Here is a 22,146-nt window from a genome sequence, read left to right as displayed (position 1 = left end):
GATTGACCATTCATGTGCGGCATTGTCGGCGCAGTTGCGCAGCGTAATATCGTTCCGGTGCTGATCGAAGGATTGCGGCGCCTCGAATACCGTGGCTACGATTCGTGCGGCGTCGCCGTGCTCGAAGCGGATGCGCCCAAGCGCGCGCGCAGCGTCGCGCGCGTCGCCGATCTCGACGCGCAGGTTCGCGACTCGCACCTCGAAGGCACGACCGGCATCGCGCATACGCGCTGGGCGACGCACGGCGCGCCCGTGACGCACAACGCGCATCCGATCTTCTCGTCCGGCGCGCTCGCGCTCGTGCACAACGGCATCATCGAAAACTTCGAGCCGCTGCGCGACGCGCTGCGCGCGAAGGGCTACGAGTTCGTGTCGCAAACGGACACCGAAGTAATCGCGCACCTCGTGCACAGCCTCTACCGCGGCGATCTGTTCGACGCCGTGCGCGAAGCGGTGCAGCAGCTGCACGGCGCGTATGCCATCGCGGTGATCCACAAGGATCAGCCGCATACGGTCGTCGGCGCGCGTCAGGGCTCGCCGCTCGTGGTCGGCCACGGCGACGGCGAGAACTTCGTCGCGTCCGACGCGCTTGCGCTCGCCGGCAGCACCGACCGCTTCACGTTCCTCGAGGAAGGCGACGTCTGCGAGCTGTCGCTCGACGGCGTGAAGATCGTCGATCGCCACGGCGCGCTCGCGCAGCGCGAGATCCGCGTGGTCAGCGCCTACGGCGGCGCGGTCGAACTCGGCCCGTATCGCCACTTCATGCAGAAGGAAATCTTCGAGCAGCCGCGCGCGATCGGCGACACGGTACCGCAGACGGACGCGTTCGACGCGACGCTGTTCGGCGACGCCGCGCCCGCCGCGTTCGCGCAGATCGACAGCCTGCTGATCCTCGCGTGCGGCACGAGCTACTACTCGGGGCTGACGGCGAAATACTGGCTCGAGTCGATCGCGAAGATCCCGACGCAGGTCGAGATCGCGAGCGAATACCGCTATCGCGACTCGGTGCCGAACCCGCGCCAGCTCGTGCTGGTGATCTCGCAGTCCGGCGAAACGGCCGACACGCTCGCCGCGCTCAAGCACGCGCAAGCGCTCGGCCATACGCACACGCTCGCGATCTGCAACGTCGCGACGAGCGCGATGGTGCGCCTGACCGGCATGCAGTTCCTCACGCACGCGGGCACCGAGATCGGCGTCGCGTCGACGAAGGCGTTCACGACGCAGCTCGTCGCGCTGTTCGTGCTCGCCGCGACGCTCGGCAAGCTGCGCGGGCACGTCGACGCCGCGCAGGAAACGGAATATCTGAAGCAGCTTCGCCATCTGCCGGCCGCGCTGAACAGCGTGCTCGCGCTCGAGCCGCAGATCATCGCGTGGGCCGACGAATTCGCGCGCAAGGAAAACGCGCTGTTCCTCGGCCGCGGGCTGCACTACCCGATCGCGCTCGAAGGCGCGCTGAAGCTGAAGGAAATCTCGTACATCCACGCGGAGGCGTATCCGGCCGGCGAGCTGAAGCACGGCCCGCTCGCGCTCGTCACCGAAGCGATGCCGGTGATTACCGTTGCGCCGAACGACACGCTGCTCGAGAAGCTGAAATCGAACATGCAGGAAGTGCGTGCGCGCGGCGGCGAGCTGTACGTGTTCGCCGATGCGGACACGCAGATCGTCAACGGCGACGGCCTGCACGTGATCCGGATGCCCGAGCACTACGGGCAACTGTCGCCGATCCTGCACGTGGTGCCGCTGCAGCTGCTCGCGTATCACACCGCATGCGCGCGCGGCACCGACGTCGACAAGCCGCGGAACCTCGCGAAGTCGGTGACGGTGGAATAAGGCAGTACCGCGCTCGGGAACGCCCCACGGGGCCATCCCGGTCGCGCGCCGGTGCCGGGCCGGCTGCTGTCGGCCGTTCGGCCAGCGCGAGATTTATACCACTAAGTGGTATATAATGCTGTGCTAGCTCGATCGGCCCGTCATGCCTGCTTCCGCACGACGCGTTTTCAAGACCAAGTGGTTTCACAAGGCCGCCCGAAAAGCGAGAATCGTCGACGCCGAGCTATGCCGCGCAGTGCGCGAGCTGGCGCGCGGCCAGGGCGTCGATCTCGGCGGCAACGTCTGGAAGAAGCGCCTCGACGGCAACCGTCGGCGCGCAATCGTGCTGGGCAGGATCGAGCAGGCGTGGGTGTTCGTGTTCCTGTTCGCGAAATGCGACCGGGACGACATCGACGAACGCGAACTGCGCGTCTTCAGACAGCTTGCGGTCGATTTCGGGCATCGCACCGACGGCGACCTCGCAACGCTGATCGCACTGGATGAGCTTGTGGAGATTTGCAATGGCTAAGAGTCGGTTCAAGAGCGACGCAACGGAGGCGATCCACAGCGCCGCGTCCGGTCTTTATCGCGCCAACCTGATCGACAAGAAGACGATGCGCGAATACGACGCGCTCTGCATCGAGGCCGCGCCGCAGTTCGCGCCGGAGGCGATTGCGCGCATCCGCAAATCGGTCAACGTCAGCCAGAGCGTGTTCGCGCTCTATCTGAACACGACGACGTCGACGATCCGCCAATGGGAACAGGGCGACAAGCGGCCGAGCGGCATCGCAGCGCGCATGCTGCAGATCGTCGAGAAGCACGGGCTCGAGGTGTTCTCCTGAGCACGCCTTTACGCCTCGCCGGCCGCCCTCGCGCGCCGAAAAGAATTTGACGGAGAGACCATGGTAAGACTGTTTGGATGCGGATTGCTGGCGCTGACGTTCGCGTCGACGGGCTGGGCGGCCGAGCACTACGTCGAGGTCTGGAACCCGCCCGAGGCGCGCTTGCCGGCGGCTCGTACGCCTTCGCGCACGCCGGGTGCACGCCCGAGCGCCGACGCGCATGCGACCAAAGGCGCGGAGAAGCACGCAAGCGCGCAATCGAAAGCCATCGCGAAGCCGCCACACAAGCGCCGTGTCGCGCAAGCGCTGAAAGCCGAGCCGCATCGCGCGCCCGCCGCGGTCGACACGCCGGTCGCGCCGCGTCCCGTCGAGCAGCCCGCGCCGGGCCGGCTCACCGTGATGCAGCCGGCCGCGCCCGATGCACCGCACGCGCTCGACTTCTCCGACATTCCGCGACAGTACACGCCGGACGGCAACGTGCTGCGCGTCGGCACGCGCCACGGCGCGGCCGAGGTGACGCGATGATGGAAGCGGAAAACTATTGCGGCTACCAGATCTGGGGCCACGCGATCCTGCAGCAGGACGAGATCCTGCAGCCGGAGCGCTTCGCGGCGAGCGGCACGATCACGCAGAACAACAAGCTCGTCGAAGCGTCGGGCGTGCTCGGCGTGTTCGATACCGAGGACGAAGCGCGCGAAGCAGGGCTCGAATGGGCGCGCGCGTGGATCGACAACCACCGCTGACCGATTCGCCGGATCGCGCCGGTCGCCGCAGCGGTACGCGTGCGGTTGTCGCCGTGCCAAACGAAAGAAGGGGCGTCCACGACGCCCCTTCTTTCATCTGCGATCCGCAAACGCGCGCTACGCCGCCGAACGCGGCGGCTGCACCGTGCGCTGCTGACGCCCGACGACGCGCGACAGCACGACGATCGCCGCGAGCGTCGCGACGTACGCGGCGATCTGGATGCCGGCCGGCCGCGCGGTATAGCCGATCAGCGTATGCAGCGCCTTGCCGACGAGGCTCGATTCCTTCAGCAGCCAGGACGTATCCCAGATCGTGTCGCCCCACGACGGCACGAGGCCGGCCGCGAGCAGGAAGCCGACGCACTGGCTCGCCATGCCGGCCGCGAGCAGCACGATCAGCCAGTTCGTGACCGAGAACAGACGCTTCAGCGGAATCTGCAGCAGCCCCGCATACATCGCGTAGCCGAGCCCCGCACCGCCGAGCACGCCGAGCAGGCCGCCGGCGATCATCTGCGGCGTCTGGCCGGGGTCGCCCGCGGCGATCCCGTACAGGAACAGCACGGCTTCCGAGCCTTCGCGCAGCACCGCGACGCCGACGACGATCGCGAGCCCCGTCAGCGGCTTGCTGCCCGCGGCGACCGCACGGCCCACCGCGTTCATCTGCATCGCCATTTCGCGGCCGTGGCGGCTCATCCAGATGCTGTGCCACGCGAGCATCAGCGTCGCGACGAACATCACGCCGGCGTTGAAGACTTCCTGCCCCATTCCCGACGCCCACTGCGAGATCACGTCGGCGAACGCCGCGATCAGCCCCGCGCCGATCACGCCGCCGACCAGCCCGCCGCCGACCCACCAGCCGCGCCGCGGCACGCCGCGCGTGGCGGCCATCACGATCGAGACCACGAGCGCGGCCTCGAGCACTTCCCGGAAGACGATCAGCGCAGTGGACAGCATGGAGGCTTACTTGACGGTCAGATGCGTCTTCGACTGCGCTTCGTGGTACTCGTCGTGAAACTCGTACGTGCCGGCCTTCAGCGGCCCGACGAGAATCTCGACCGACTTGCCGGCCGGAACGACCTTCTCGGCCTTGAAGTCGTCGCTTTCGAATTCGGCCGGCGTCGCGTCGAGGTTTTTCACGACGAACTTCACCTTCTTGCCGGCCGGGATCGTCACGCCGTCCGGCGAGAACTTGTGATCCTTCAGCGTCAGGTTGACGACGTCGTCCGCCGCGAACGCGGGCGTGACGCTGGCGCCGATCAGCGCCAGCGCGAAACCGAAAGCGATACGATTCATGATCGAAGACCGAACAGAGCTTGAGGGGCCTCGATACTAAGAGCGATTCGCATTTTCAATCCGAATGCCCTTGTGAACGCAATGGGGATGCCGCTCCATAGCGCGCGCAGCGCGTGCGGCCCGACAAGGCTCATACGCAAATGCGCCGCCGCGCGTGCGCGGTCAATTCGGCCAAACACCGAGCGGCGCGCGTATCCTGCCGCACGCATTCGTCGGACGACCGCCTTACGCGCGGCCGACAGCGCGCGACGCCGAACGCACCGATGACGACGCTTGACCTTCCCACCGTGGCAAGCTTCATCATCGGACCATTCATCGACCGTCAATCAGCCAAGGAGAGAGCACGATGGAATTCGAAGTTCAGGACATGACCTGCGGCGGCTGCGCCAGCGCGATCACGCGCGCGGTGACGGCCGCCGATCCGGGCGCGAAGCTCGATATCGACGTCGCGGCGAAGACCGTCAAGGTCGAATCCGCGCAAGGCGCCGAGCGCGTGCAGGCCGTCATCGAGGCAGCCGGGTTCCATCCGGCGCTGCGCAGCGCGTAACGCGCACCGCGCGCATCGTCGCTCGACGATGCGCGCGCATGCACGTCAGCGCAGCCGCACGAGCGTCGACTTCAGTTCCGTGTACTTCTCGAGCGCGTGCAGCGACTTGTCGCGGCCATTGCCCGACTGCTTGTAGCCGCCGAACGGGAAGTTCATGTCGCCGCCCTCGTCGTAGCAGTTCACCCACACGGTGCCCGCGCGCAGCCGGCGCGACACGTCGTGCGCGGTCGTCAGGTTCGACGTCCACACGGCGGCCGCAAGCCCGTATTCGGTGTCGTTCGCGATCCGCACGGCCTCGTCGACATCGTCGAACACGATCAGCGACAGCACCGGCCCGAAAATTTCCTCGCGCGCGATCTTCGCGTCGGGCTTCACCTCGAACACGGTCGGCTCGACGTAGAAGCCGCCCGTCTCTTCCTTCACACGCGCGCCGCCCGTGACGAGCGTGCCCTCCTTGCGGCCCGCGTCGATATAGCCGAGCACGCGCTCGAGCTGGACGCGATCGACGATCGCCCCCATCGACACCGACGGATCGAGCGGATTGCCGGGCACGTACGCGCGCGCGGCCGCGACGAGCTTTTCGACGAACGCGTCCTTGATGTCGCGATGCACGAGCAGGCGCGAGCCGGCCGTGCACATCTCGCCCATGTTGTAGAAGATCGCCCCGGCCGCCGCCTGTGCCGCACGGTCGAGATCCGGGCAATCGGGCAGCACGATGTTCGGCGACTTGCCGCCGAGTTCGAGCCACACGCGCTTCAGGTTCGACTGCGCCGCGTACTGCATGATCAGCTTGCCGACCGCCGTCGAGCCCGTGAACGCGATGCAGTCGACGTCCGGATGCAGCGCGAGCAGCTTGCCCGGTTCGCCCGCGCCCGGCACGACGTTGAACACGCCCGGCGGGATGCCGGCCTCGAACGCGAGCTGCGCGACGCGGATCGCGGTGAGCGGCGACTTCTCCGACGGTTTCAGCACGACGCTGTTGCCGGCCGCGAGCGCGGGGCCGAACTTCCATGCGGCCATCAGGATCGGGAAATTCCACGGCACGACCGCCGCGACGACGCCGACCGGCTCGCGCGTGACGAGCCCGACCAGATGATGATCGGCCGGCGCCACTTCGCCGCCGACCTTGTCGATCGCTTCCGCGAACCACTCGACGCAGTACGCGGCGCCCGGCACGTCGACCGTCGTCGTGTCGCCGATCGGCTTGCCGGCATCGAGCGTTTCGAGCAGCGCGAGCTCGTCGAGATGCGCGCGCATCAGCGCGGCCCAGCGCAGCAGCACGGCCTTGCGCGCACGCGGATTCAGGCCGGCCCAGACGCCCGCGTCGAAGGCGCGCCGTGCGGCCGCGACGGCTGCGTTCACGTCGGCTTCGCCGCCATCGGCGACCTTCGTCAGCACGCGGCCGTCGATCGGGCTCACGCAGTCGAACGTGCGGCCGCCATGCGCATCGCGCAGCGTGCCGTCGATGAATGCGCGCCCTTCGATCGCGAGCGACGCCGCCTTGTCCTGCCAGTCAGCCAAAGTCAACTTGTTCATCAGGATGCCTCAATGTGATGGCATTCGCGGCTCGACGTCCGGTGCGCGCGATGCGCGGCCGCCGCGAATGTGGTGACGCGCGGTCAGAAGGTCGCCGGCGAATTGGCCGACACGACCTCGCAAATCTGGTCCGCGCTGGGATTGCGAAAACGGTGCGGCAAACGGCTCTCGAAGTAGTAGCCGTCTCCGGGGTCGAGCAGCCACGTCGCGCCGTCGACGGTCAGCTCGAGCCGGCCCGACACGACGACGCCGCCCTCGTGCCCCGCATGCGCGAGCATCTCGGGGCCCGTATCGGCGTGCGGCTGATAGATCTCGCGCATGATGCACATGTTGCGATCCTTCACGCCGGCGCCGACGAGATGAAACGCGAGCGACTCGTTGCCGAGGTTCGGCATCTCGTCGCGACGCGACACGACCGAACGCGACTCGACGAGCTCGAACGTGAAGAACTCCGCGAGGCTCATCGGAATGCATTCGAGCAGCTTCTTCAGCGACCCGACGGAAGGACTGACGCGCCCCTGCTCGATCAGCGAGATCGTGCCGTTGGTGACGCCCGCGCGCTTCGCGAGTTCGCGCTGCGACAGGCCATGCTTGTTGCGCACGAAACGCAGGCGCTCGGCGACTTCGGTGGACTTCGATTCGGTTTCGGACACGATAGGCGCGGTGAAAAAGTGAAAACGACGCTGGAGCAGCCGTTGAATATTCTAATCACTTTATGCCGCGCATCAGCGGGGAAAACCCTGAAAGCCGATCGAAATAATGAACACGTCCGAGCTTATTCCTTTGTCGAATATTTTGTTCGGACTGCATCGGGAAAGCCCTGATACGACACCGTCAAAAAACATTTGACGCCGTTTTTGGCTCGTATATGCTGGCTCTCAGGTTGGCGTCATTGGCTTGCATCAACGCCAAAACGGGTTATCGCAGTGCAAAAATCGATACCCGTCGATGTAAATGACGCAAAACCGGCGCCTCGATTATTTTAAACGCCCCGCGCGTTGAAACGATCAGGTGTTCAATACTTTCAACGAACCAGTCGAGTGTAATCGTGAGAGTCCGTGGCCCTCTGGTGAGGTGGGATCGAGGCGATGTGCGAAGTCTGCGCAGCGCCGCTCCCGCTTCCGACGGCAGTTGCGGCTGGCATAGTCCTCGCCTGCTGCATCTGTCCATCTACACCATCCTGTCTCGTCGTTCCGTTCGGCGTCACAACGCCGTGTCCGCACGCGCATTCGTCGCCGTCGATACCGACGAAGTGGCATCGCTGCTGCCGTAGCGCCTCTCCTTTCTGCACGTCGTTCGTTTCGTTAGCCGATTCGTCAGCCGCCGCTCGCGCGCGGTGACGGAATGCGTTCGCACGCTCATTGCCGCGGCGCATGCCGCAATGAAACGAACGACGGCCTGACCGTCATGCGCAGCGCCGATCGCGCTGTCGTCCCGCTGCGCGCCCTTGGCAGCGGCCTCGCGTGTTTCGCGAGGCTGCGGGGCCGTTGCACGCCTGCGTTTTTCCCGACGCGGCGATGCGCGTGCAACGATCCTATGGAGCACTGATCGACGTCATGGAAAGGAAACCTCTCGTCGGCATCACCGCCGACTACACGCAGATCGGCGCACACGCGTCGCATACGGTCGGCGACAAGTACGTCGCCGCCATCGTCGACGGCGCGCAGGCGCTCGCGATGCTGCTGCCCGCGCTCGGCGAACGCCAATCGGTCGACGACGTGCTCGACGTCGTCGACGGCCTGCTGTTTACCGGCAGCTATTCGAACATCGAGCCGCACCGATACGGCGGCGAACCGAGCGCACCGGGCACGAAGCACGACCCGGCCCGCGATGCGACGACGCTGCCGCTGATGCGCGCCGCGATCGCGGCCGGCGTGCCCGTGCTTGCGGTATGCCGCGGCTTTCAGGAGCTGAACGTCGTCTGCGGCGGCACGCTGCATCAGCGCGTGCACGAAGTGCCGGGCCTCGCCGATCACCGCGAGGACGACGACGCGCCGCTGAACGTGCAGTACGGCCCCGCGCACACGGTGCGGGTGACGCCGGGCGGCATCCTGCACAAGCTCGCCGGCGGCCGCGACGAAGTGCAGGTGAATTCGCTGCACAAGCAAGGCATCGCGCAGCTCGGTTCGAGCCTCGCGATCGAAGCCGTCGCGCCGGACGGGCTGATCGAGGCCGTCAGCGTCGTCGATGCGCGCGCCTTCGCGCTCGCCGTGCAATGGCATCCGGAATGGCGGCACGCGTACGACCCGCTGTCGAGCGCGATCTTCCGCGCGTTCGGCGGTGCGTGCCGCGCGCGCCGCGACGCGCGTTCGCATGCCCGGCCCGCCGCTGCGCTCGCCTGAGCGCGCGGACCCACTTACGAGAACGAACATGCAAGACATCGAAGACTTTCTGAAGCAGCACCGGATTACCGAGATCGAAGCGATCATTCCCGACATGGCCGGCATCGCGCGCGGCAAGATCACGCCGCGCAACAAGTTCACGTCCGGCGAATCGATGCGGCTGCCGCAGGCCGTGATGGTGCAGACCGTCACCGGCGACTATCCGGACGACGGGTCGCTCTCCGGCGTCACCGATCCCGACATGGTGTGCGTACCCGACACGTCGACGATCCGGCTGATTCCGTGGGCCGTCGATCCGACCGCGCAGGTGATCCACGACTGCGTGCACTTCGACGGCTCGCCCGTCGAGATCTCGCCGCGCTACGTGCTGCGCCGCGTGCTCGACCTGTACAAGAAGAAAGGCTGGAAGCCGGTCGTCGCGCCCGAGCTCGAGTTCTATCTGGTCGACATGAACAAGGACCCCGACCTGCCGCTGCGTCCGCCCGTCGGCCGCACGGGCCGGCCGGAAACGGGCCGCCAGTCGTATTCGATCGAGGCCGTCAACGAGTTCGATCCGCTGTTCGAAGACATCTACGAATACTGCGAGACGCAGGACCTCGACATCGACACGCTGATCCATGAAGTCGGTGCCGCGCAGATGGAGATCAACTTCATGCACGGCGATGCGCTGTCGCTCGCCGATCAGGTGTTCCTGTTCAAGCGCACGGTGCGCGAAGCGGCGTTGCGTCACAACATGTACGCGACCTTCATGGCGAAGCCGATGGAAGGCGAACCGGGCTCGGCAATGCACGTGCATCAGAGCATCGTCGACGAGGAAAGCGGCCAGAACCTGTTCACGTCGCCGGAAACGGGCGGCGCGACGTCGATGTTCTACAACTTCCTCGCCGGCTTGCAGAAGTACACGCCCGCGCTGATGCCGATCTTCGCGCCGTACATCAACTCGTATCGCCGGCTGTCGCGGTTCATGGCCGCGCCGATCAACGTGCAGTGGGGCTACGACAACCGCACGGTCGGCTTTCGCATTCCGCATTCGAGCCCGGCCGCGCGGCGCATCGAGAACCGGATTCCGGGCGTCGACTGCAATCCGTATCTGGCGCTCGCCGCGACGCTCGCGGCCGGCTATCTCGGCATCACGCAGCGGCTCGAGCCGACCGAGCCGCTCGTCAGCGACGGCTACTCGCTGCCGTATCAGCTGCCGCGCAATCTCGAGGACGGGCTCACGCTGATGTCGGCATGCGAGCCGCTCGGCGAGATCCTCGGCCACAAGTTCCTGAAAGCGTATTTCGCGCTGAAGGAGACCGAATACGAAGCGTTCTTCCGCGTGATCAGCTCGTGGGAACGCCGTCATCTGCTGCTGCACGTGTAAGCGCGCACAACCGCAATCCGGAGGAAACATGACCTATCGCAACGAATCCGCGTGGATCCAGCCCGCCGCACCGGCGGCCCGCGCGACGCAGGCGCGCTCGACCGCCGAATACCGCGCGCTCGACGCCGCGCACCACATCCATCCGTTCTCCGACATGGGCGCGCTGAACCGCGCCGGCAGCCGCGTGATCGTGAAGGCCGACGGCGTCTATTTGTGGGACTCCGACGGCAACCAGATCATCGACGGCATGGCCGGGCTCTGGTGCGTGAACGTCGGCTACGGCCGCAAGGAGCTGGCCGACGCCGCTTATCGGCAACTGCAAGAGCTGCCGTTCTACAACACGTTCTTCAAGACCACGCACCCGCCGGTGATCGAACTCTCGGCGATGCTGGCCGAAGTCACGCCGCCCGGCTTCAACCACTTCTTCTATTGCAACAGCGGCTCGGAAGGCAACGACACCGTGCTGCGCGTCGTGCATCAGTACTGGCGCGTGCAGGGCAAGCCGCAGAAGAAGTACGTGATTTCGCGCAAGAACGGCTATCACGGCTCGACGATCGCGGGCGGCACGCTCGGCGGCATGGGCTACATGCACGAGCAGATGCCGTCGAAGGTCGAGCACATCGTCCATATCGATCAGCCGTATTTCTTCGGCGAAGCGCAGCCGGGCGAGACGCCCGAAGCGTTCGGCCTCGCGCGTGCGCAGCAGCTCGAAGCGAAGATTCTCGAGCTCGGCGCGGAGAATGTCGCGGCATTCATCGGCGAGCCGTTCCAGGGTGCCGGCGGCGTGATCTTTCCGCCGTCGACGTACTGGCCGGAAATCCAGCGAATCTGCCGCAAGTACGACATTCTGCTCGTCGCCGACGAAGTGATCGGCGGCTTCGGCCGTACCGGCGAATGGTTCGCGCATCAGCACTTCGGCTTCGAACCCGATCTGATCACGATGGCCAAGGGGCTCACGTCGGGCTACGTGCCGATGGGCGCGGTCGGCATTCACGAGCGCGTCGCGCGGCCAATCATCGACAACGGCGAATTCAATCACGGGCTCACGTATTCGGGGCATCCGGTGGCCGCGGCGGTGGCGGTCGCGAACCTCAAGCTGCTGCGCGACGAGGGCATCGTCGAGCGCGTGAAGCGCGACACGGGCCCGTACTTCCAGGCACTGATGCGCGAGACGTTCGCACGTCATCCGATCGTCGGCGAAGTGCACGGCCACGGGCTCGTCGCGAGCCTGCAGCTCGCCGAGGCGCCGGCCGAACGCCGCCGCTTCGCGAACGGCGGCGACGTCGGCACGATGTGCCGCGACTTCTGCTTCAACGGCAACCTGATCATGCGCGCGACCGGCGACCGGATGCTGCTGTCGCCGCCGCTCGTGATCTCGCGGCAGGAAATCGATGAACTCGTGTCGAAGGCGAAGCGGGCCGTCGATGCGACCGCCCAGCAGCTGGGCCTTTCGTAACGGCTTTGCCTACAGGTGTGCGGCGGGCGCCGCACGCCGCCACAACCAGGGGAACTCCACCATGCGTGCTCGCTTTCTTCGTCATGCCTGCTCCGCCGCTGCCCTTGCCGCAGCGGCCGCGTTCACGTCCGTCGCCAGCCCATCGGCGCATGCCGACGAGCTGAACGTCTACAACTGGTCCGACTACATCGCGCCGGACACGATTCCGAACTTCCAGAAGCAGACCGGCATCCACGTGAAGTACGACAACTACGACAGCGACGACACGCTGCAGGCCAAGCTGCTCGCCGGCAGCTCGGGCTACGACATCGTCGTGCCGACGTCGAACTACATGGCCAAGCAGATTCAGGCCGGCGTGTACCAGAAGCTCGACAAGTCGAAGCTGCCCAATCTCGCGAACCTCGATCCCGTGCTGATGAAGATGATCTCCGACGCCGATCCGGGCAACCAGTACGGCGTGCCCTGGGCATACGGCACCGACGGGATCGGCTACAACGTGCAGGCGGTGAAGAAGGCGCTCGGCGACAAGGCGCCCGTCGACAGCTGGGCGCTCGTGTTCGATCCGACCAACATGGAGAAGCTGAAGAGCTGCGGCGTGTCGATCCTCGATCAGGCCGTCGACGTGTTCGCGGCCACGCTGCAATACATGGGCAAGAACCCGAACAGCACGAATCCGGCCGACTATCAGGCCGCCTTCGACGTGCTGAAGAAAGTCCGGCCGTACATCACGCAGTTCAATTCGTCGGGCTACATCAACGACCTCGCGAACAACGACGTCTGCGTCGCGCTCGGCTGGTCGGGCGACGTCGGCATCGCGCATCGCCGCGCGGCCGAAGCGAAGCGCTCGTACGACATCCGCTTCGCCAATCCGAAGGAAGGCGGGCTGCTGTGGTTCGACGTGATGGTGATCCCGAAGGATGCGCCGCATCCCGAGAACGCGCTGAAGTGGATCAACTACGTGTCCGATCCGAAGGTCAACGCGGCCATCACGAACACGGTGTTCTATCCGACCGCGAACAAGGCCGCGCGCCAGTTCGTGACGCCGGCCGTCGCCCAGGACCCGACCGTGTATCCCTCGGAAGAGGTGCTGAAGAAGATGGTGCTGATGAAGCCGATGCCGGCCGAGATCCTGCGGCTGGAAAACCGCCTGTGGGCGCAGCTGAAGACCGGCCACTGACCGCGATGCCGCACGGCGTCGCGCAGGCCGCCCGCCTGCCGCGCGCCTGACATTCGCGGACAGGGTCCGCCCGCGCGCGCCGCGCGCACCTGTTCCATCCGGCCCGAGCCGTTTTCCGCGAGTCGCGTTGCGCGCCTCGTGCGGGAGCGCTCGCGCCTGCAATCCGTGAAGAACGAATGGTGACTCCCATGCAATCGATTCCCTCTTCCGCCGCTGCGCGCCACGTGCAGCCGGCCGCGCCGGTCCGTGCGGCCAACGACGCGTTCGTGCGCATCGAAAACGTCGTGAAGAAGTTCGGCGACAGCACCGCCGTCGACAACGTGAACCTGACGATCGCGAAGAACGAGCTGTTCGCGCTGCTCGGCAGTTCGGGCTGCGGCAAGTCGACGCTGCTGCGCATGCTCGCCGGCCTCGAAACCGCGACGTCGGGCAAGATCTACGTCGACGGCGAAGATCTCGCGTCGCTGCCGCCGTACCGCCGGCCGGTGAACATGATGTTCCAGTCGTACGCGCTGTTTCCGCACATGAGCGTCGAATCGAACGTCGCGTTCGGGCTGAAGCAGGAAGGCACGCCGAAGCACGAGATTCGCGAGCGCGTCGCCGATGCGCTCGCGCTCGTGCAGATGAGCAAGTACGCGAAGCGCAAGCCGCACCAGCTGTCGGGCGGCCAGCAGCAGCGCGTCGCGCTCGCGCGCTCGCTCGTCAAGCGTCCGAAGCTGCTGCTGCTCGACGAGCCGATGTCCGCGCTCGACAAGAAGATCCGGCAGAAGACGCAGCTCGAACTCGTCAACATCATCGACAAGGTCGACGTGACCTGCGTGATGGTCACGCACGATCAGGAAGAAGCGATGACAATGGCGAGCCGCCTCGCGGTGATGAGCGAAGGCCGCATCGTGCAGATCGGCACGCCGGGCGAAGTCTACGAGTATCCGAACAGCCGCTTCTCGGCCGAATTCATCGGCTCGACGAACCTGTTCGAGGGCCGCGTCGTCGAGGACGAGCCCGACCACATCTTCGTCGAGAGCGACGATCTCGAAACACGCATGTACGTGAGCCACGGCGTGACGGGACCGCTCGGGATGCCGGTCGGCATCTCGGTGCGCCCCGAGCGCGTGCACGTGTCGCGCGAGAAGCCGAAGGCACCGCACAACTGGGCGCGCGGCGTCGTCACCGACATCGCCTACATGGGCAGCTACTCGCTGTATCACGTGCGGCTGCCGAGCGGCAAGACGGTCGTGTCGAACCTGTCGAGCTCGCATCTGATGCACGACGGCGCGCCGTCGTGGAACGACGACGTGTTCGTCTCGTGGTCGCCGGCGAGCGGCGTCGTGCTGACGCAGTGAGGAGCCGACGATGAGAACCTCCGCTTCCCCTTCGTCCGCGCCGGTGTCGCCCGGCGCCGTGCCGGCTGCCGCGGCGCCGCGCCGCCGCGCGCGTTTCCCCACGCTGTCTCGCCTGCTGCCGTCCGGGCGCAGCGTCGCGATCGGCGTGCCGTTCCTGTGGCTCGCGGTCTTCTTCGCGCTGCCGTTCGTGCTGGTGCTGAAGATCAGCTTCGCCGATCAGGTGATGGGCATTCCGCCGTACACGTCGCTCGTGCAGGTCAAGGACGGCGTCGTGCACTTCGCGCTGCAACTGTCGCACTACGCGTTTCTGCTGCAGGACGACCTGTACGTCGCGACCTATCTCAGCTCGCTGAAGATGGCGGCCGTATCGACGGTGTTCTGCCTGCTGATCGGCTATCCGATGGCGTACTACATCGCGCGCTCGGAGCCCGGCACGCGCAACGTGCTGATGATGGCCGTGATGCTGCCGTTCTGGACGTCGTTCCTGATTCGCGTGTACGCGTGGATCGGCATCCTGAAGGACGACGGCCTGCTGAACCACGCGCTGATCGCGCTCGGCATCATCCACACGCCGCTGCGGCTCTATCACAGCGACGCGGGCGTCTACATCGGGATGGTCTATTCGTACCTGCCGTTCATGGTGATGCCGCTGTACGCGCACCTCGTGAAGATGGACCTCACGCTGCTCGAAGCCGCATACGACCTCGGCGCGAAGCCGTGGGTCGCATTCACGCGCATCACGCTGCCGCTGTCGAAAAACGGAATCATCGCGGGCAGCCTGCTCGTGTTCATTCCGGCGGTCGGCGAATACGTGATTCCGGAGCTGCTCGGCGGCGCCGACACGCTGATGATCGGGCGCGTCATGTGGGATGAGTTCTTCAACAACATGGACTGGCCGATGGCGTCCGCGGTCACCGTCGCGATGGTGCTGCTGCTGCTCGTGCCGATGGCGTTGTTCCAGTACTACCAGGTCAAGGAACTGGAGGAAGCGAAATGATCAAGCCGAGCAAACCGCTGTCGACGGGCGTTCTCGCCTTCGGCTTCCTGTTTCTGTACATCCCGATCATCAGCCTCGTCGTGTACTCGTTCAACGAGTCGAAGCTGGTCACCGTGTGGTCCGGCTTCTCGCTGAAGTGGTATGCGGCGCTCTGGCAGGACGACGAGCTGCTGACGGCCGCCTGGCTGTCGCTGAAGATCGGCCTGCTGACCGCGACCGCGTCGGTCGTGATCGGCACCTGGGCCGGCTTCGTGCTCGCGCGCTTCGGGCGCTTCCGCGGCTTCACGCTCTACACGGGGATGATCAACGCGCCGCTCGTGATTCCCGAAGTGATTCAAGGGATCTCGCTGCTGCTGCTGTTCGTCGCGCTCGAGCAGATGTTCGGCTGGCCGAAGGGCCGCGGGATGGTGACGATCTGGATCGGCCACGTGATGCTCTGCGTGTCGTACGTCGCGATCATCGTGCAGTCGCGCGTGAAAGAGATGAACAAGTCGCTCGAGGAGGCGGCGCTCGATCTCGGCGCGACGCCGTTGAAGGTCTTCTTCGTCGTCACGCTGCCGCTGATCTCGCAGGCGCTGCTGTCGGGCTGGCTGCTGTCGTTCACGCTGTCGATCGACGATCTGGTGCTGTCGGCGTTCCTGTCGGGCCCCGGCTCGACGACGCTGCCGCTCGTCGTGTTCTCGCGCGTGCGGCTCGGACTCAATCCGGAGATGAATGCACTCGCGACGCTGTTCATCACCGCCGTGACGATCGGCGTGATCGTCGTGAACCAGATGATGATCGCGCGCGAACGCCGACGCGTGGCCGATTTGAAGCACGCGTTCGCGGCCGCGTAAGCCCGCCCTGCCATCCGTACCGAAAACAACCCGGCGCGTCGCGCTAGGCGGCGCGCCGTTCGACCACGCATTGACGACGCGCACGACAAGGAGAATCCGCAATGAAGAAGAAACTGATCTGTCTGCTGGTGGCCGGCGCACTGCCGGGCATCGCGCTGGCCGACTCGACATCCGCGCAGATCAAGGCGCTGCAGGCGCAGGTGGCGGCGCTGCAGCAGCAGATGAAGGCGATGCAGGCGCAGCTCGCCGCGCGGCCGGGCGCCGCCGCGAATACGTCGGGCGGCACGAAGGCCCCCGTCGCACCGGTCGCGGTGGCCGCCGATCCGGGCTCGCCTGATTACGGCAAGGCGCCGGCCATGCTGACCAACGACGACGTGACCGAGATGAAGCAGCAGATCGCGAGCCAGCAGCTGAAGGTCGACACGCTGACCGACGCGGCGAACGTCGGGCCGCTCGCGGGGCTGTCGGTGACCGGCTACATCGACCCGACCTACATCTACAACCGCGCGGCCGGCACGTCGTCGTTCCTGTTCGCGAACCACGAGAACGCGTACAACTACTTCAACAGCACGTTCGGCGACCTCTATCTCGACATCAAGAAGACGTTCGGCGTCGGCCCGATGGCTCCGTCGGCCGAGATCACGCTGATGCCGAACCGCGGCAACGGCATCACGCTGCTGCAGAACTCGCGCGGCTCGATTACCGACAACCTGCTGAACACGGCGGTCGTGAACGTGCCGATCACCGCGACGACGACGCTCGTCGCCGGCCTGATTCCGAGCTTCGGCGGCTACGAGGTCCAGCAGTCGAACCAGATGCTCACGCTCACGCACAACCTGCTGTACGACTTCTCCGATCCGGGCAGCTACGTCGGCGCGGGCATGAACTACACGAAGGGCGCCTGGGCGTGGAAGTTCTTCCTCGGCAACGAGCAGTACCGCACCTACGGCTCGGTCACGCAGACCGGCACCAACGCGCTCGGCGATCCGATCACGACCAGCAACAAGGTGCCGACCTTCACCGCACGCGCGGACTACACCTGGTCGAGCGCGCTCGACATCGGCGGGTCGTTCAACATCGGCCGGCAGACCTTGCCGAGCGCGATCGACCCGGCGACCGGCAACGTGTCGTACGGCGTTGGCGGCGCCGCGCCGAGCGCCTACGGCACGTTCTTCTTCGCAGAAGCGGACGCGACCTACACGCTCGCCGACGTGCAATACAACGCCGAACTCGACTACGGCCAGCAGCAGCATGCGGCGTACAACGGCGGGCTCGCGCAGTGGTACGGGCTGTCGCTGCTCGCGCACCGCAAGTTCAACGCGCCGGTGGTCGGCCGCATGGGCGTGACGCTGCGCTACGATGCGCTCGTGAACCGCAAGAACGGCGGCGGCGGCGGCGGCATCGCGCTGAACGGCAACGGGATGGATCCGTACAACGGCTTCGGCGTCGACGCGGACTGCCTCGCGACGTCGAAGGCGAACGGCGGGCTCGGCTTCGACTGCAAGGGCGCGATCCGTCAGGACGTCGCGCTCGACCTGCTGTTCTATCCGACGCAGCAGATCACCGTGAAGGTCGAATACCGGCACGACTGGGCGAACAACAAGGTGTTCCTGCGCAACGACGGTTCGTACGGCAAGTCGAACGATCTGCTCGCGACGCAGTTCATCTATTCGTTCTGATCGCGTTCGCGCGGGCGCACGGTACCGCGTGGTGCCGCGCGCCCCGCGCCGTTTCGGCCGGCCGGCGCGCGGTGCCGCACGACCGCCGCCGGTCGCCATTCAGGAGTCCGTTCATGAAGCAGTCTTTTGCCCGCCGCGCCGATGCGCTCGCGCGCGACTCGTACTACGAAGCGTCGGTCGTACGCGCGGCCGACGACGCGCCGCTCGACGGCGCGCTCGATGTCGACGTCTGCGTGATCGGCGCCGGTTTCGCCGGGCTCTCGACGGCGCTCGACTGCCGCGCGCGCGGGCTATCGGTCGCGGTGATCGACGCGCACCGTCCCGGCTGGGGCGCATCCGGCCGCAACGGCGGCCAGGCGATCGCGGGTTTCGCGAAGGACGACGAAATCGAGCGGCAGCTCGGCGCCGACGGCGCGCGCGCCGCGTGGTCGTTGTCGTTCGACGGCCTCGCGCTGATCGCCGAGCGGATCGCGCGCTACGGCATCGAGTGCGACTTCACGCGCGGCTATCTGACGGTCGCGACGAAGCCGCGCGGCGTCGACGCCTTGCGCGCGTGGATGGACGCGGCGACGTCGCGCTGGGGTCATCCGTCGCTCGCGTGGCTCGATGCCGATGCGATCCGCACGCGCATCGCCTCGACGCGCTATCTCGCCGGCGTCCACGATCCGCTGTCCGGCCATCTGCATCCGCTGAAGTACTGCCTCGGTCTTGCCGAGGCCGCGCGCCGCGAAGGCGTCGCCCTGCACGCGCATACGCCGGCGCTCGACGTCGTGCGCGGTGCACGGCCCGTCGTGCGTACGCCCGGCGGCGAAGTGCGCTGCCGCTTCGTCGTGTCGTGCTGCAACGCGGGGCCGGGTGGCATCCTGCCGGCCGCGACGGCCGCGCGCATCGCGCCGATCGCGTCGTACATCATCGCGACCGAACCGCTCGCGCAGGATCGCGCCGATGCATTGATCGCCCGGCGCGAAGCCGTGTGCGACAACAACTTCTTTCTCGACTATTTCCGGCTGTCGGCCGACAACCGGATGCTGTTCGGCGGCCGCGCGAATTCGGCCGGCGCGTCGCCCGACACGCTCGCCGATGCGATCCGGCAGCGCATGGTGCGCGTGTTCCCGCAGCTCGCCGACGTGCGCGTCGCGCATGCGTGGGGCGGCTTCGTCGACGTCACGCGCAACCGCGCGCCGGACTTCGGCGCGCTCGATCCGAACTTCTTCTACGTGCAGGGCTTCAGCGGGCACGGCGTCGCGCTGACCGGCATCGCGGGCCGCGCGATCGCCGACGCGATCGCCGGCGACACGCGCACCTTCGACCTGTTCGCGCGCGTGCGCCATCGCCGCTTTCCGGGCGGCGACGCCTGGCGGCAACCGGCGCTCGAACTCGGCATGCTCTATCACCGCGTGCGCGAGCTGTTCTGACTTCCTTCTTCTTCGTCTTTCGACCATGCAGACATTCGCGAACCAGCCGCACACCGCGTCGTACTACGCCGCGACCGCCAACGACGTCACGCGCCACGCGCCGCTCGACGGCGCCACGGACGCCGACGTCTGCGTGATCGGCGCCGGGCTGACGGGGCTGTCGGCGGCGCTGAATCTCGCGGAGCGCGGCCATTCGGTGACCGTGCTCGAGGCGTCGCGCGTCGGCTGGGCGGCGAGCGGCCGCAACGGCGGGCAGCTGATCGGCGGCTTCGCCTGCGACATCGACACGTTCGGCCGCTTCATGCCCGAAGAGGACGTGAAGCGGATCTGGGACATGGGCATCGAAACGCTGTCGCTCGTGAAGTCGCGCATCGCGCAGCACCGCATCGACTGCGCGTTCGTGCCGGGCTACCTGACCGCCGCGAATACCGCACGCGACGTCGATGCGCTGAAGCGCTGGCGCGACGAAGCGGCGACGCGCTTCGGCTACGACCGTTTCCGCTTCGTCGACGGTGCCGATCTGGGCGACTACGTGCAGTCGACACGCTATCGCGGCGGCCTGTACGACCCGGACAGCGGCCACCTGCATCCGCTCAACTACACGCTCGGGCTCGCGCGCGCGGCGACCGAGGCCGGCGTGCGCATTCACGAGGACAGCTGCGCGACGCGCGTGCGCGACATCGCGGGCGGGCACCTGGTCGAGACGGAACGCGGCCACGTGCGCGCGCGCTACGTCGTGCTCGCCTGCAATACCTACGTCGGCACGCTCGCGCCCGCACTGTCGAGAAAGATCATGCCGGTCGGCACCTACGTGATCGCGACCGAACCGCTCGGCGACGCGCGCGCGGCCGCGCTGATGCCGGCACGCGCGGCGATCTGCGACAGCCGCTTCGTGCTCGACTATTTCCGGCCGGCGCCCGACACGCGCATCGTGTGGGGCGGCAAGGTCAGCTATTCGACGCTGCCGCCGCGCAATCTCGCGGACGCGATGCGCCGCGACATGCTGAAGACGTTCCCGCAGCTCGCCGACGTGAAGATCGACTACGCATGGGGTGGCTTCGTCGACATCACGATGAACCGCGCGCCGCACTTCGGCCGCATCGCACCGACGCTGTATTTCGCGCAGGGCTTTTCGGGGCACGGCGTGAACACGACCGCGCTGGCGGGCAAGCTGATCGCGGAGGCGATCGACGGGCAGGCGAGCCGCTTCGACCTGTTCGGCCGGATCCGCCATCGCGACTTTCCGGGCGGCGCCGCGCTGCGCACGCCGGCGCTGGTGCTCGCGATGAGCTGGTACCGGCTGCTCGACGCGTTCGGCGTGCATTGAGCGCGCGGGGCGCGAGCGCACCCACGCACGTTCGCACCCACCCCGCTAGTCGGCCACCTTCTGCCGCATCGTCACGAACTCCTCGGCCGCCGTCGGATGAATGCCGATCGTTTCGTCGAACTGCGCCTTCGTCGCGCCCGCGCGGATCGCGATCGCGATGCCCTGGATGATCTCGCCCGCCTCGCGGCCCACCATGTGCGCGCCGACCACGCGCTGGCTGTCGCGCGCGACGACGAGCTTCATCAGCGTGCGCTCGTCGCGCCCCGACAGCGTATGGCGCAGCGCCTTGAACGACGTGCGGTAGATGTCGACCGCACCGTACTGCTCGCGCGCGCGCGCCTCGGTGAGGCCGACCGTCGCGACTTCCGGCTGGCTGAACACGGCCGAGGGCACCCATTCGTGATCGGTCGCGACACGGCGGCCGCCGAACAGCGTCATCGCGAGCAGCGCGCCGTCGCGCGTCGCGACCGGCGTGAGCTGCGGCCGCGACGTCACGTCGCCGATCGCGTGGATCGAATCGACCGACGTCGCCGAATACGCGTCGACCGCGATCGCGCCGCGCGCATCGAGCACGACGCCCGCCGCCTCGAGGCCGAGCCCTTCGACGTTCGGCACGCGGCCCGTCGCGTACAGCACCGCATCGTACGGGCCATGCTGTGCGTCGCCGACACGCAGGCTCAGCGTGCCGTCGTCGGCGCGCTCGATCGCCTGGATCGTCGCGCCCGTATGAATTGCGATGCCCTGCTTCGTCATCTCGTCGGACAGGAACTGTCGCACGTCGTCGTCGAAGCCGCGCAGGATCGTTTCGCCGCGATAGAAGAGGTCGACGCGGCTGCCGAAGCCGTTGAAGATGCCCGCGAACTCCACCGCGATATACCCGCCGCCGACCACCGCGATGCGCGCGGGCAGCGCGTCGAGCGACAGCGCTTCGCGCGACGTGATCGCGTGCTCGATGCCCGGACGCGGCGGCAGCGACGGACGCGAGCCGGTCGCGATCGCGATGTGGCGCGCGCGAATCCGCCGCTCGCCGACGGCGACCGTATGCGCATCGACGATCGTCGCGCGCCCGGCGATCATGTCGACGCCCGATTGCCGCAGCAGGTTCACATAGATGTCGCTGAGCCGGTTGATCTCGCGATCCTTCGCGGCGATCAACGCGTGCCAGTCGAGCGTGCCGGCGCCGAAGGTCCAGCCGAAGCCCTTCGCGTCCTCGATGTCGTGCGGGTAATGCGAGGCATAGACGAGCAGCTTCTTCGGGATGCAGCCGCGCAGCACGCACGTGCCGCCGATCTGTTCTTGCTCCGCAATGCCCACGCGCGCGCCGTACGACGCGGACATCCGCGCGAGCCTCACGCCGCCCGAGCCGGCGCCGATCACGAACAGGTCGTAGTCGAAGTCCATCGCATGCCCTCATCTCGATCAGGATGACGGCACGATA

At 66.9% G+C, this 22,146-nt stretch carries 22 protein-coding genes; 17 read left to right on the top strand and 5 right to left on the bottom strand.

Annotated elements, in window-relative coordinates; translation table 11 throughout:
* Positions 1-12: 12 nt before the first annotated feature.
* The 5 genes from glmS to BCR55_RS08630 all read left to right on the top strand — a co-directional run bounded on the left by glmS (position 13) and on the right by BCR55_RS08630 (position 3,394).
* Positions 13-1,830: a glutamine--fructose-6-phosphate transaminase (isomerizing) gene (gene glmS, locus BCR55_RS08650; RefSeq protein WP_012214280.1), complete on the top strand. Its 1,818-nt coding sequence runs from the start codon at positions 13-15 to the stop codon at positions 1,828-1,830.
* A 142-nt stretch (positions 1,831-1,972) separates the two neighbouring features.
* On the top strand, positions 1,973-2,338 hold the full coding sequence (locus tag BCR55_RS08645; RefSeq protein ID WP_053297768.1) for a type II toxin-antitoxin system RelE/ParE family toxin: 366 nt from the start codon (positions 1,973-1,975) through the stop codon (positions 2,336-2,338).
* Entirely contained in the window at positions 2,331-2,651 is a 321-nt protein-coding gene (locus tag BCR55_RS08640; protein WP_006402798.1) for a DNA-binding transcriptional regulator, read from the top strand. Before BCR55_RS08645 ends, BCR55_RS08640 begins: the two co-directional genes overlap by 8 nt.
* 60 nt (positions 2,652-2,711) lie before the next feature.
* The gene (locus BCR55_RS08635; protein ID WP_065494457.1) at positions 2,712-3,176 is read left to right on the top strand and encodes a hypothetical protein; all 465 of its coding nucleotides are present in this window, start codon (positions 2,712-2,714) and stop codon (positions 3,174-3,176) included.
* Positions 3,176-3,394 carry a hypothetical protein gene (locus BCR55_RS08630; protein ID WP_012467437.1) on the top strand — a complete coding sequence of 73 codons (219 nt, stop codon included), beginning with the start codon at positions 3,176-3,178 and terminating at the stop codon, positions 3,392-3,394. Before BCR55_RS08635 ends, BCR55_RS08630 begins: the two co-directional genes overlap by 1 nt.
* Before the next feature lie 117 nt (positions 3,395-3,511).
* Here BCR55_RS08630 and BCR55_RS08625 read toward each other — a convergent pair whose 3' ends face one another.
* On the bottom strand, positions 3,512-4,348 hold the full coding sequence (locus BCR55_RS08625) for an FTR1 family protein (RefSeq protein ID WP_006402795.1): 837 nt from the start codon (positions 4,346-4,348) through the stop codon (positions 3,512-3,514).
* Positions 4,349-4,354: 6 nt separating this feature from the next.
* Positions 4,355-4,687 (bottom strand): cupredoxin domain-containing protein, encoded by a 333-nt coding sequence (locus BCR55_RS08620; RefSeq protein WP_059939260.1) that lies wholly within the window; start codon positions 4,685-4,687, stop codon positions 4,355-4,357.
* A 346-nt stretch (positions 4,688-5,033) separates the two neighbouring features.
* Between BCR55_RS08620 and BCR55_RS08615 the strand changes: the two genes are divergently transcribed.
* Positions 5,034-5,234, top strand: a complete 201-nt coding sequence (locus BCR55_RS08615; protein WP_065494456.1) for a heavy-metal-associated domain-containing protein — start codon at positions 5,034-5,036, stop codon at positions 5,232-5,234.
* A 45-nt stretch (positions 5,235-5,279) separates the two neighbouring features.
* On the opposite strand, the gene BCR55_RS08610 is transcribed toward BCR55_RS08615, so the two are convergent.
* Together BCR55_RS08610 and BCR55_RS08605 are read right to left on the bottom strand one after the other, a co-directional pair.
* On the bottom strand, positions 5,280-6,770 hold the full coding sequence (locus BCR55_RS08610; protein WP_006409659.1) for an aldehyde dehydrogenase: 1,491 nt from the start codon (positions 6,768-6,770) through the stop codon (positions 5,280-5,282).
* A gap of 83 nt (positions 6,771-6,853) precedes the next feature.
* Positions 6,854-7,423 carry a cupin domain-containing protein gene (locus BCR55_RS08605; RefSeq protein ID WP_065494455.1) on the bottom strand — a complete coding sequence of 190 codons (570 nt, stop codon included), beginning with the start codon at positions 7,421-7,423 and terminating at the stop codon, positions 6,854-6,856.
* 437 nt (positions 7,424-7,860) lie between these two features.
* Between BCR55_RS08605 and BCR55_RS33365 the strand changes: the two genes are divergently transcribed.
* The 11 genes from BCR55_RS33365 to BCR55_RS08555 all read left to right on the top strand — a co-directional run bounded on the left by BCR55_RS33365 (position 7,861) and on the right by BCR55_RS08555 (position 20,708).
* Entirely contained in the window at positions 7,861-8,043 is a 183-nt protein-coding gene (locus BCR55_RS33365) for a hypothetical protein (protein WP_006402789.1), read from the top strand.
* A gap of 283 nt (positions 8,044-8,326) precedes the next feature.
* Complete coding sequence (locus tag BCR55_RS08600) at positions 8,327-9,112, top strand: gamma-glutamyl-gamma-aminobutyrate hydrolase family protein (RefSeq protein WP_065494454.1); 786 nt, start codon at positions 8,327-8,329, stop codon at positions 9,110-9,112.
* Between the two features lie 28 nt (positions 9,113-9,140).
* Positions 9,141-10,478 (top strand): glutamine synthetase family protein, encoded by a 1,338-nt coding sequence (locus BCR55_RS08595; protein ID WP_006408004.1) that lies wholly within the window; start codon positions 9,141-9,143, stop codon positions 10,476-10,478.
* A 28-nt stretch (positions 10,479-10,506) separates the two neighbouring features.
* Positions 10,507-11,934, top strand: coding sequence for an aspartate aminotransferase family protein (locus tag BCR55_RS08590; protein ID WP_065494453.1), 1,428 nt, complete (start codon positions 10,507-10,509; stop codon positions 11,932-11,934).
* 61 nt (positions 11,935-11,995) lie between these two features.
* Positions 11,996-13,111: a polyamine ABC transporter substrate-binding protein gene (locus BCR55_RS08585; protein ID WP_006408006.1), complete on the top strand. Its 1,116-nt coding sequence runs from the start codon at positions 11,996-11,998 to the stop codon at positions 13,109-13,111.
* 188 nt (positions 13,112-13,299) lie between these two features.
* On the top strand, positions 13,300-14,454 hold the full coding sequence (locus BCR55_RS08580) for an ABC transporter ATP-binding protein (protein WP_065494452.1): 1,155 nt from the start codon (positions 13,300-13,302) through the stop codon (positions 14,452-14,454).
* 10 nt (positions 14,455-14,464) lie between these two features.
* Positions 14,465-15,451 carry an ABC transporter permease subunit gene (locus tag BCR55_RS08575; protein WP_006408008.1) on the top strand — a complete coding sequence of 329 codons (987 nt, stop codon included), beginning with the start codon at positions 14,465-14,467 and terminating at the stop codon, positions 15,449-15,451.
* Positions 15,448-16,287, top strand: a complete 840-nt coding sequence (locus BCR55_RS08570) for an ABC transporter permease subunit (protein ID WP_012214289.1) — start codon at positions 15,448-15,450, stop codon at positions 16,285-16,287. Before BCR55_RS08575 ends, BCR55_RS08570 begins: the two co-directional genes overlap by 4 nt.
* Positions 16,288-16,388: 101 nt before the next feature.
* The gene (locus BCR55_RS08565) at positions 16,389-17,966 is read left to right on the top strand and encodes a DUF3138 family protein (RefSeq protein ID WP_065494451.1); all 1,578 of its coding nucleotides are present in this window, start codon (positions 16,389-16,391) and stop codon (positions 17,964-17,966) included.
* 113 nt (positions 17,967-18,079) lie between these two features.
* Positions 18,080-19,381: an FAD-binding oxidoreductase gene (locus BCR55_RS08560; protein ID WP_065494450.1), complete on the top strand. Its 1,302-nt coding sequence runs from the start codon at positions 18,080-18,082 to the stop codon at positions 19,379-19,381.
* A gap of 25 nt (positions 19,382-19,406) precedes the next feature.
* Positions 19,407-20,708, top strand: a complete 1,302-nt coding sequence (locus BCR55_RS08555; RefSeq protein WP_059939380.1) for an FAD-binding oxidoreductase — start codon at positions 19,407-19,409, stop codon at positions 20,706-20,708.
* A gap of 45 nt (positions 20,709-20,753) precedes the next feature.
* Here BCR55_RS08555 and gor read toward each other — a convergent pair whose 3' ends face one another.
* Positions 20,754-22,109 carry a glutathione-disulfide reductase gene (gene gor / locus BCR55_RS08550; RefSeq protein ID WP_065494449.1) on the bottom strand — a complete coding sequence of 452 codons (1,356 nt, stop codon included), beginning with the start codon at positions 22,107-22,109 and terminating at the stop codon, positions 20,754-20,756.
* Positions 22,110-22,146: the final 37 nt, after the last annotated feature.

Origin of the sequence: Burkholderia sp. CCA53 (assembly GCF_001685525.1) — a bacterium.
Classification (GTDB): domain Bacteria; phylum Pseudomonadota; class Gammaproteobacteria; order Burkholderiales; family Burkholderiaceae; genus Burkholderia; species Burkholderia multivorans.
This window is presented reverse-complemented; position numbering and strand designations above follow the sequence as displayed.

Coding starts and splice junctions, on each gene's coding strand:
- BCR55_RS08555 (WP_059939380.1), top strand. CDS start 19,407: ATGCAGACATTCGCGAACCAGCCGCACACCGCGTCGTACTACGCCGCG.
- BCR55_RS08575 (WP_006408008.1), top strand. CDS start 14,465: ATGAGAACCTCCGCTTCCCCTTCGTCCGCGCCGGTGTCGCCCGGCGCC.
- BCR55_RS08565 (WP_065494451.1), top strand. CDS start 16,389: ATGAAGAAGAAACTGATCTGTCTGCTGGTGGCCGGCGCACTGCCGGGC.
- BCR55_RS08580 (WP_065494452.1), top strand. CDS start 13,300: ATGCAATCGATTCCCTCTTCCGCCGCTGCGCGCCACGTGCAGCCGGCC.
- BCR55_RS08625 (WP_006402795.1), bottom strand. CDS start 4,348: ATGCTGTCCACTGCGCTGATCGTCTTCCGGGAAGTGCTCGAGGCCGCG.
- BCR55_RS08635 (WP_065494457.1), top strand. CDS start 2,712: ATGGTAAGACTGTTTGGATGCGGATTGCTGGCGCTGACGTTCGCGTCG.
- BCR55_RS08570 (WP_012214289.1), top strand. CDS start 15,448: ATGATCAAGCCGAGCAAACCGCTGTCGACGGGCGTTCTCGCCTTCGGC.
- gor (WP_065494449.1), bottom strand. CDS start 22,109: ATGGACTTCGACTACGACCTGTTCGTGATCGGCGCCGGCTCGGGCGGC.
- BCR55_RS08590 (WP_065494453.1), top strand. CDS start 10,507: ATGACCTATCGCAACGAATCCGCGTGGATCCAGCCCGCCGCACCGGCG.
- BCR55_RS08615 (WP_065494456.1), top strand. CDS start 5,034: ATGGAATTCGAAGTTCAGGACATGACCTGCGGCGGCTGCGCCAGCGCG.
- BCR55_RS08585 (WP_006408006.1), top strand. CDS start 11,996: ATGCGTGCTCGCTTTCTTCGTCATGCCTGCTCCGCCGCTGCCCTTGCC.
- BCR55_RS08630 (WP_012467437.1), top strand. CDS start 3,176: ATGGAAGCGGAAAACTATTGCGGCTACCAGATCTGGGGCCACGCGATC.
- glmS (WP_012214280.1), top strand. CDS start 13: ATGTGCGGCATTGTCGGCGCAGTTGCGCAGCGTAATATCGTTCCGGTG.
- BCR55_RS08610 (WP_006409659.1), bottom strand. CDS start 6,770: ATGAACAAGTTGACTTTGGCTGACTGGCAGGACAAGGCGGCGTCGCTC.
- BCR55_RS08645 (WP_053297768.1), top strand. CDS start 1,973: ATGCCTGCTTCCGCACGACGCGTTTTCAAGACCAAGTGGTTTCACAAG.
- BCR55_RS08620 (WP_059939260.1), bottom strand. CDS start 4,687: ATGAATCGTATCGCTTTCGGTTTCGCGCTGGCGCTGATCGGCGCCAGC.
- BCR55_RS08595 (WP_006408004.1), top strand. CDS start 9,141: ATGCAAGACATCGAAGACTTTCTGAAGCAGCACCGGATTACCGAGATC.
- BCR55_RS08560 (WP_065494450.1), top strand. CDS start 18,080: ATGAAGCAGTCTTTTGCCCGCCGCGCCGATGCGCTCGCGCGCGACTCG.
- BCR55_RS08600 (WP_065494454.1), top strand. CDS start 8,327: ATGGAAAGGAAACCTCTCGTCGGCATCACCGCCGACTACACGCAGATC.
- BCR55_RS08640 (WP_006402798.1), top strand. CDS start 2,331: ATGGCTAAGAGTCGGTTCAAGAGCGACGCAACGGAGGCGATCCACAGC.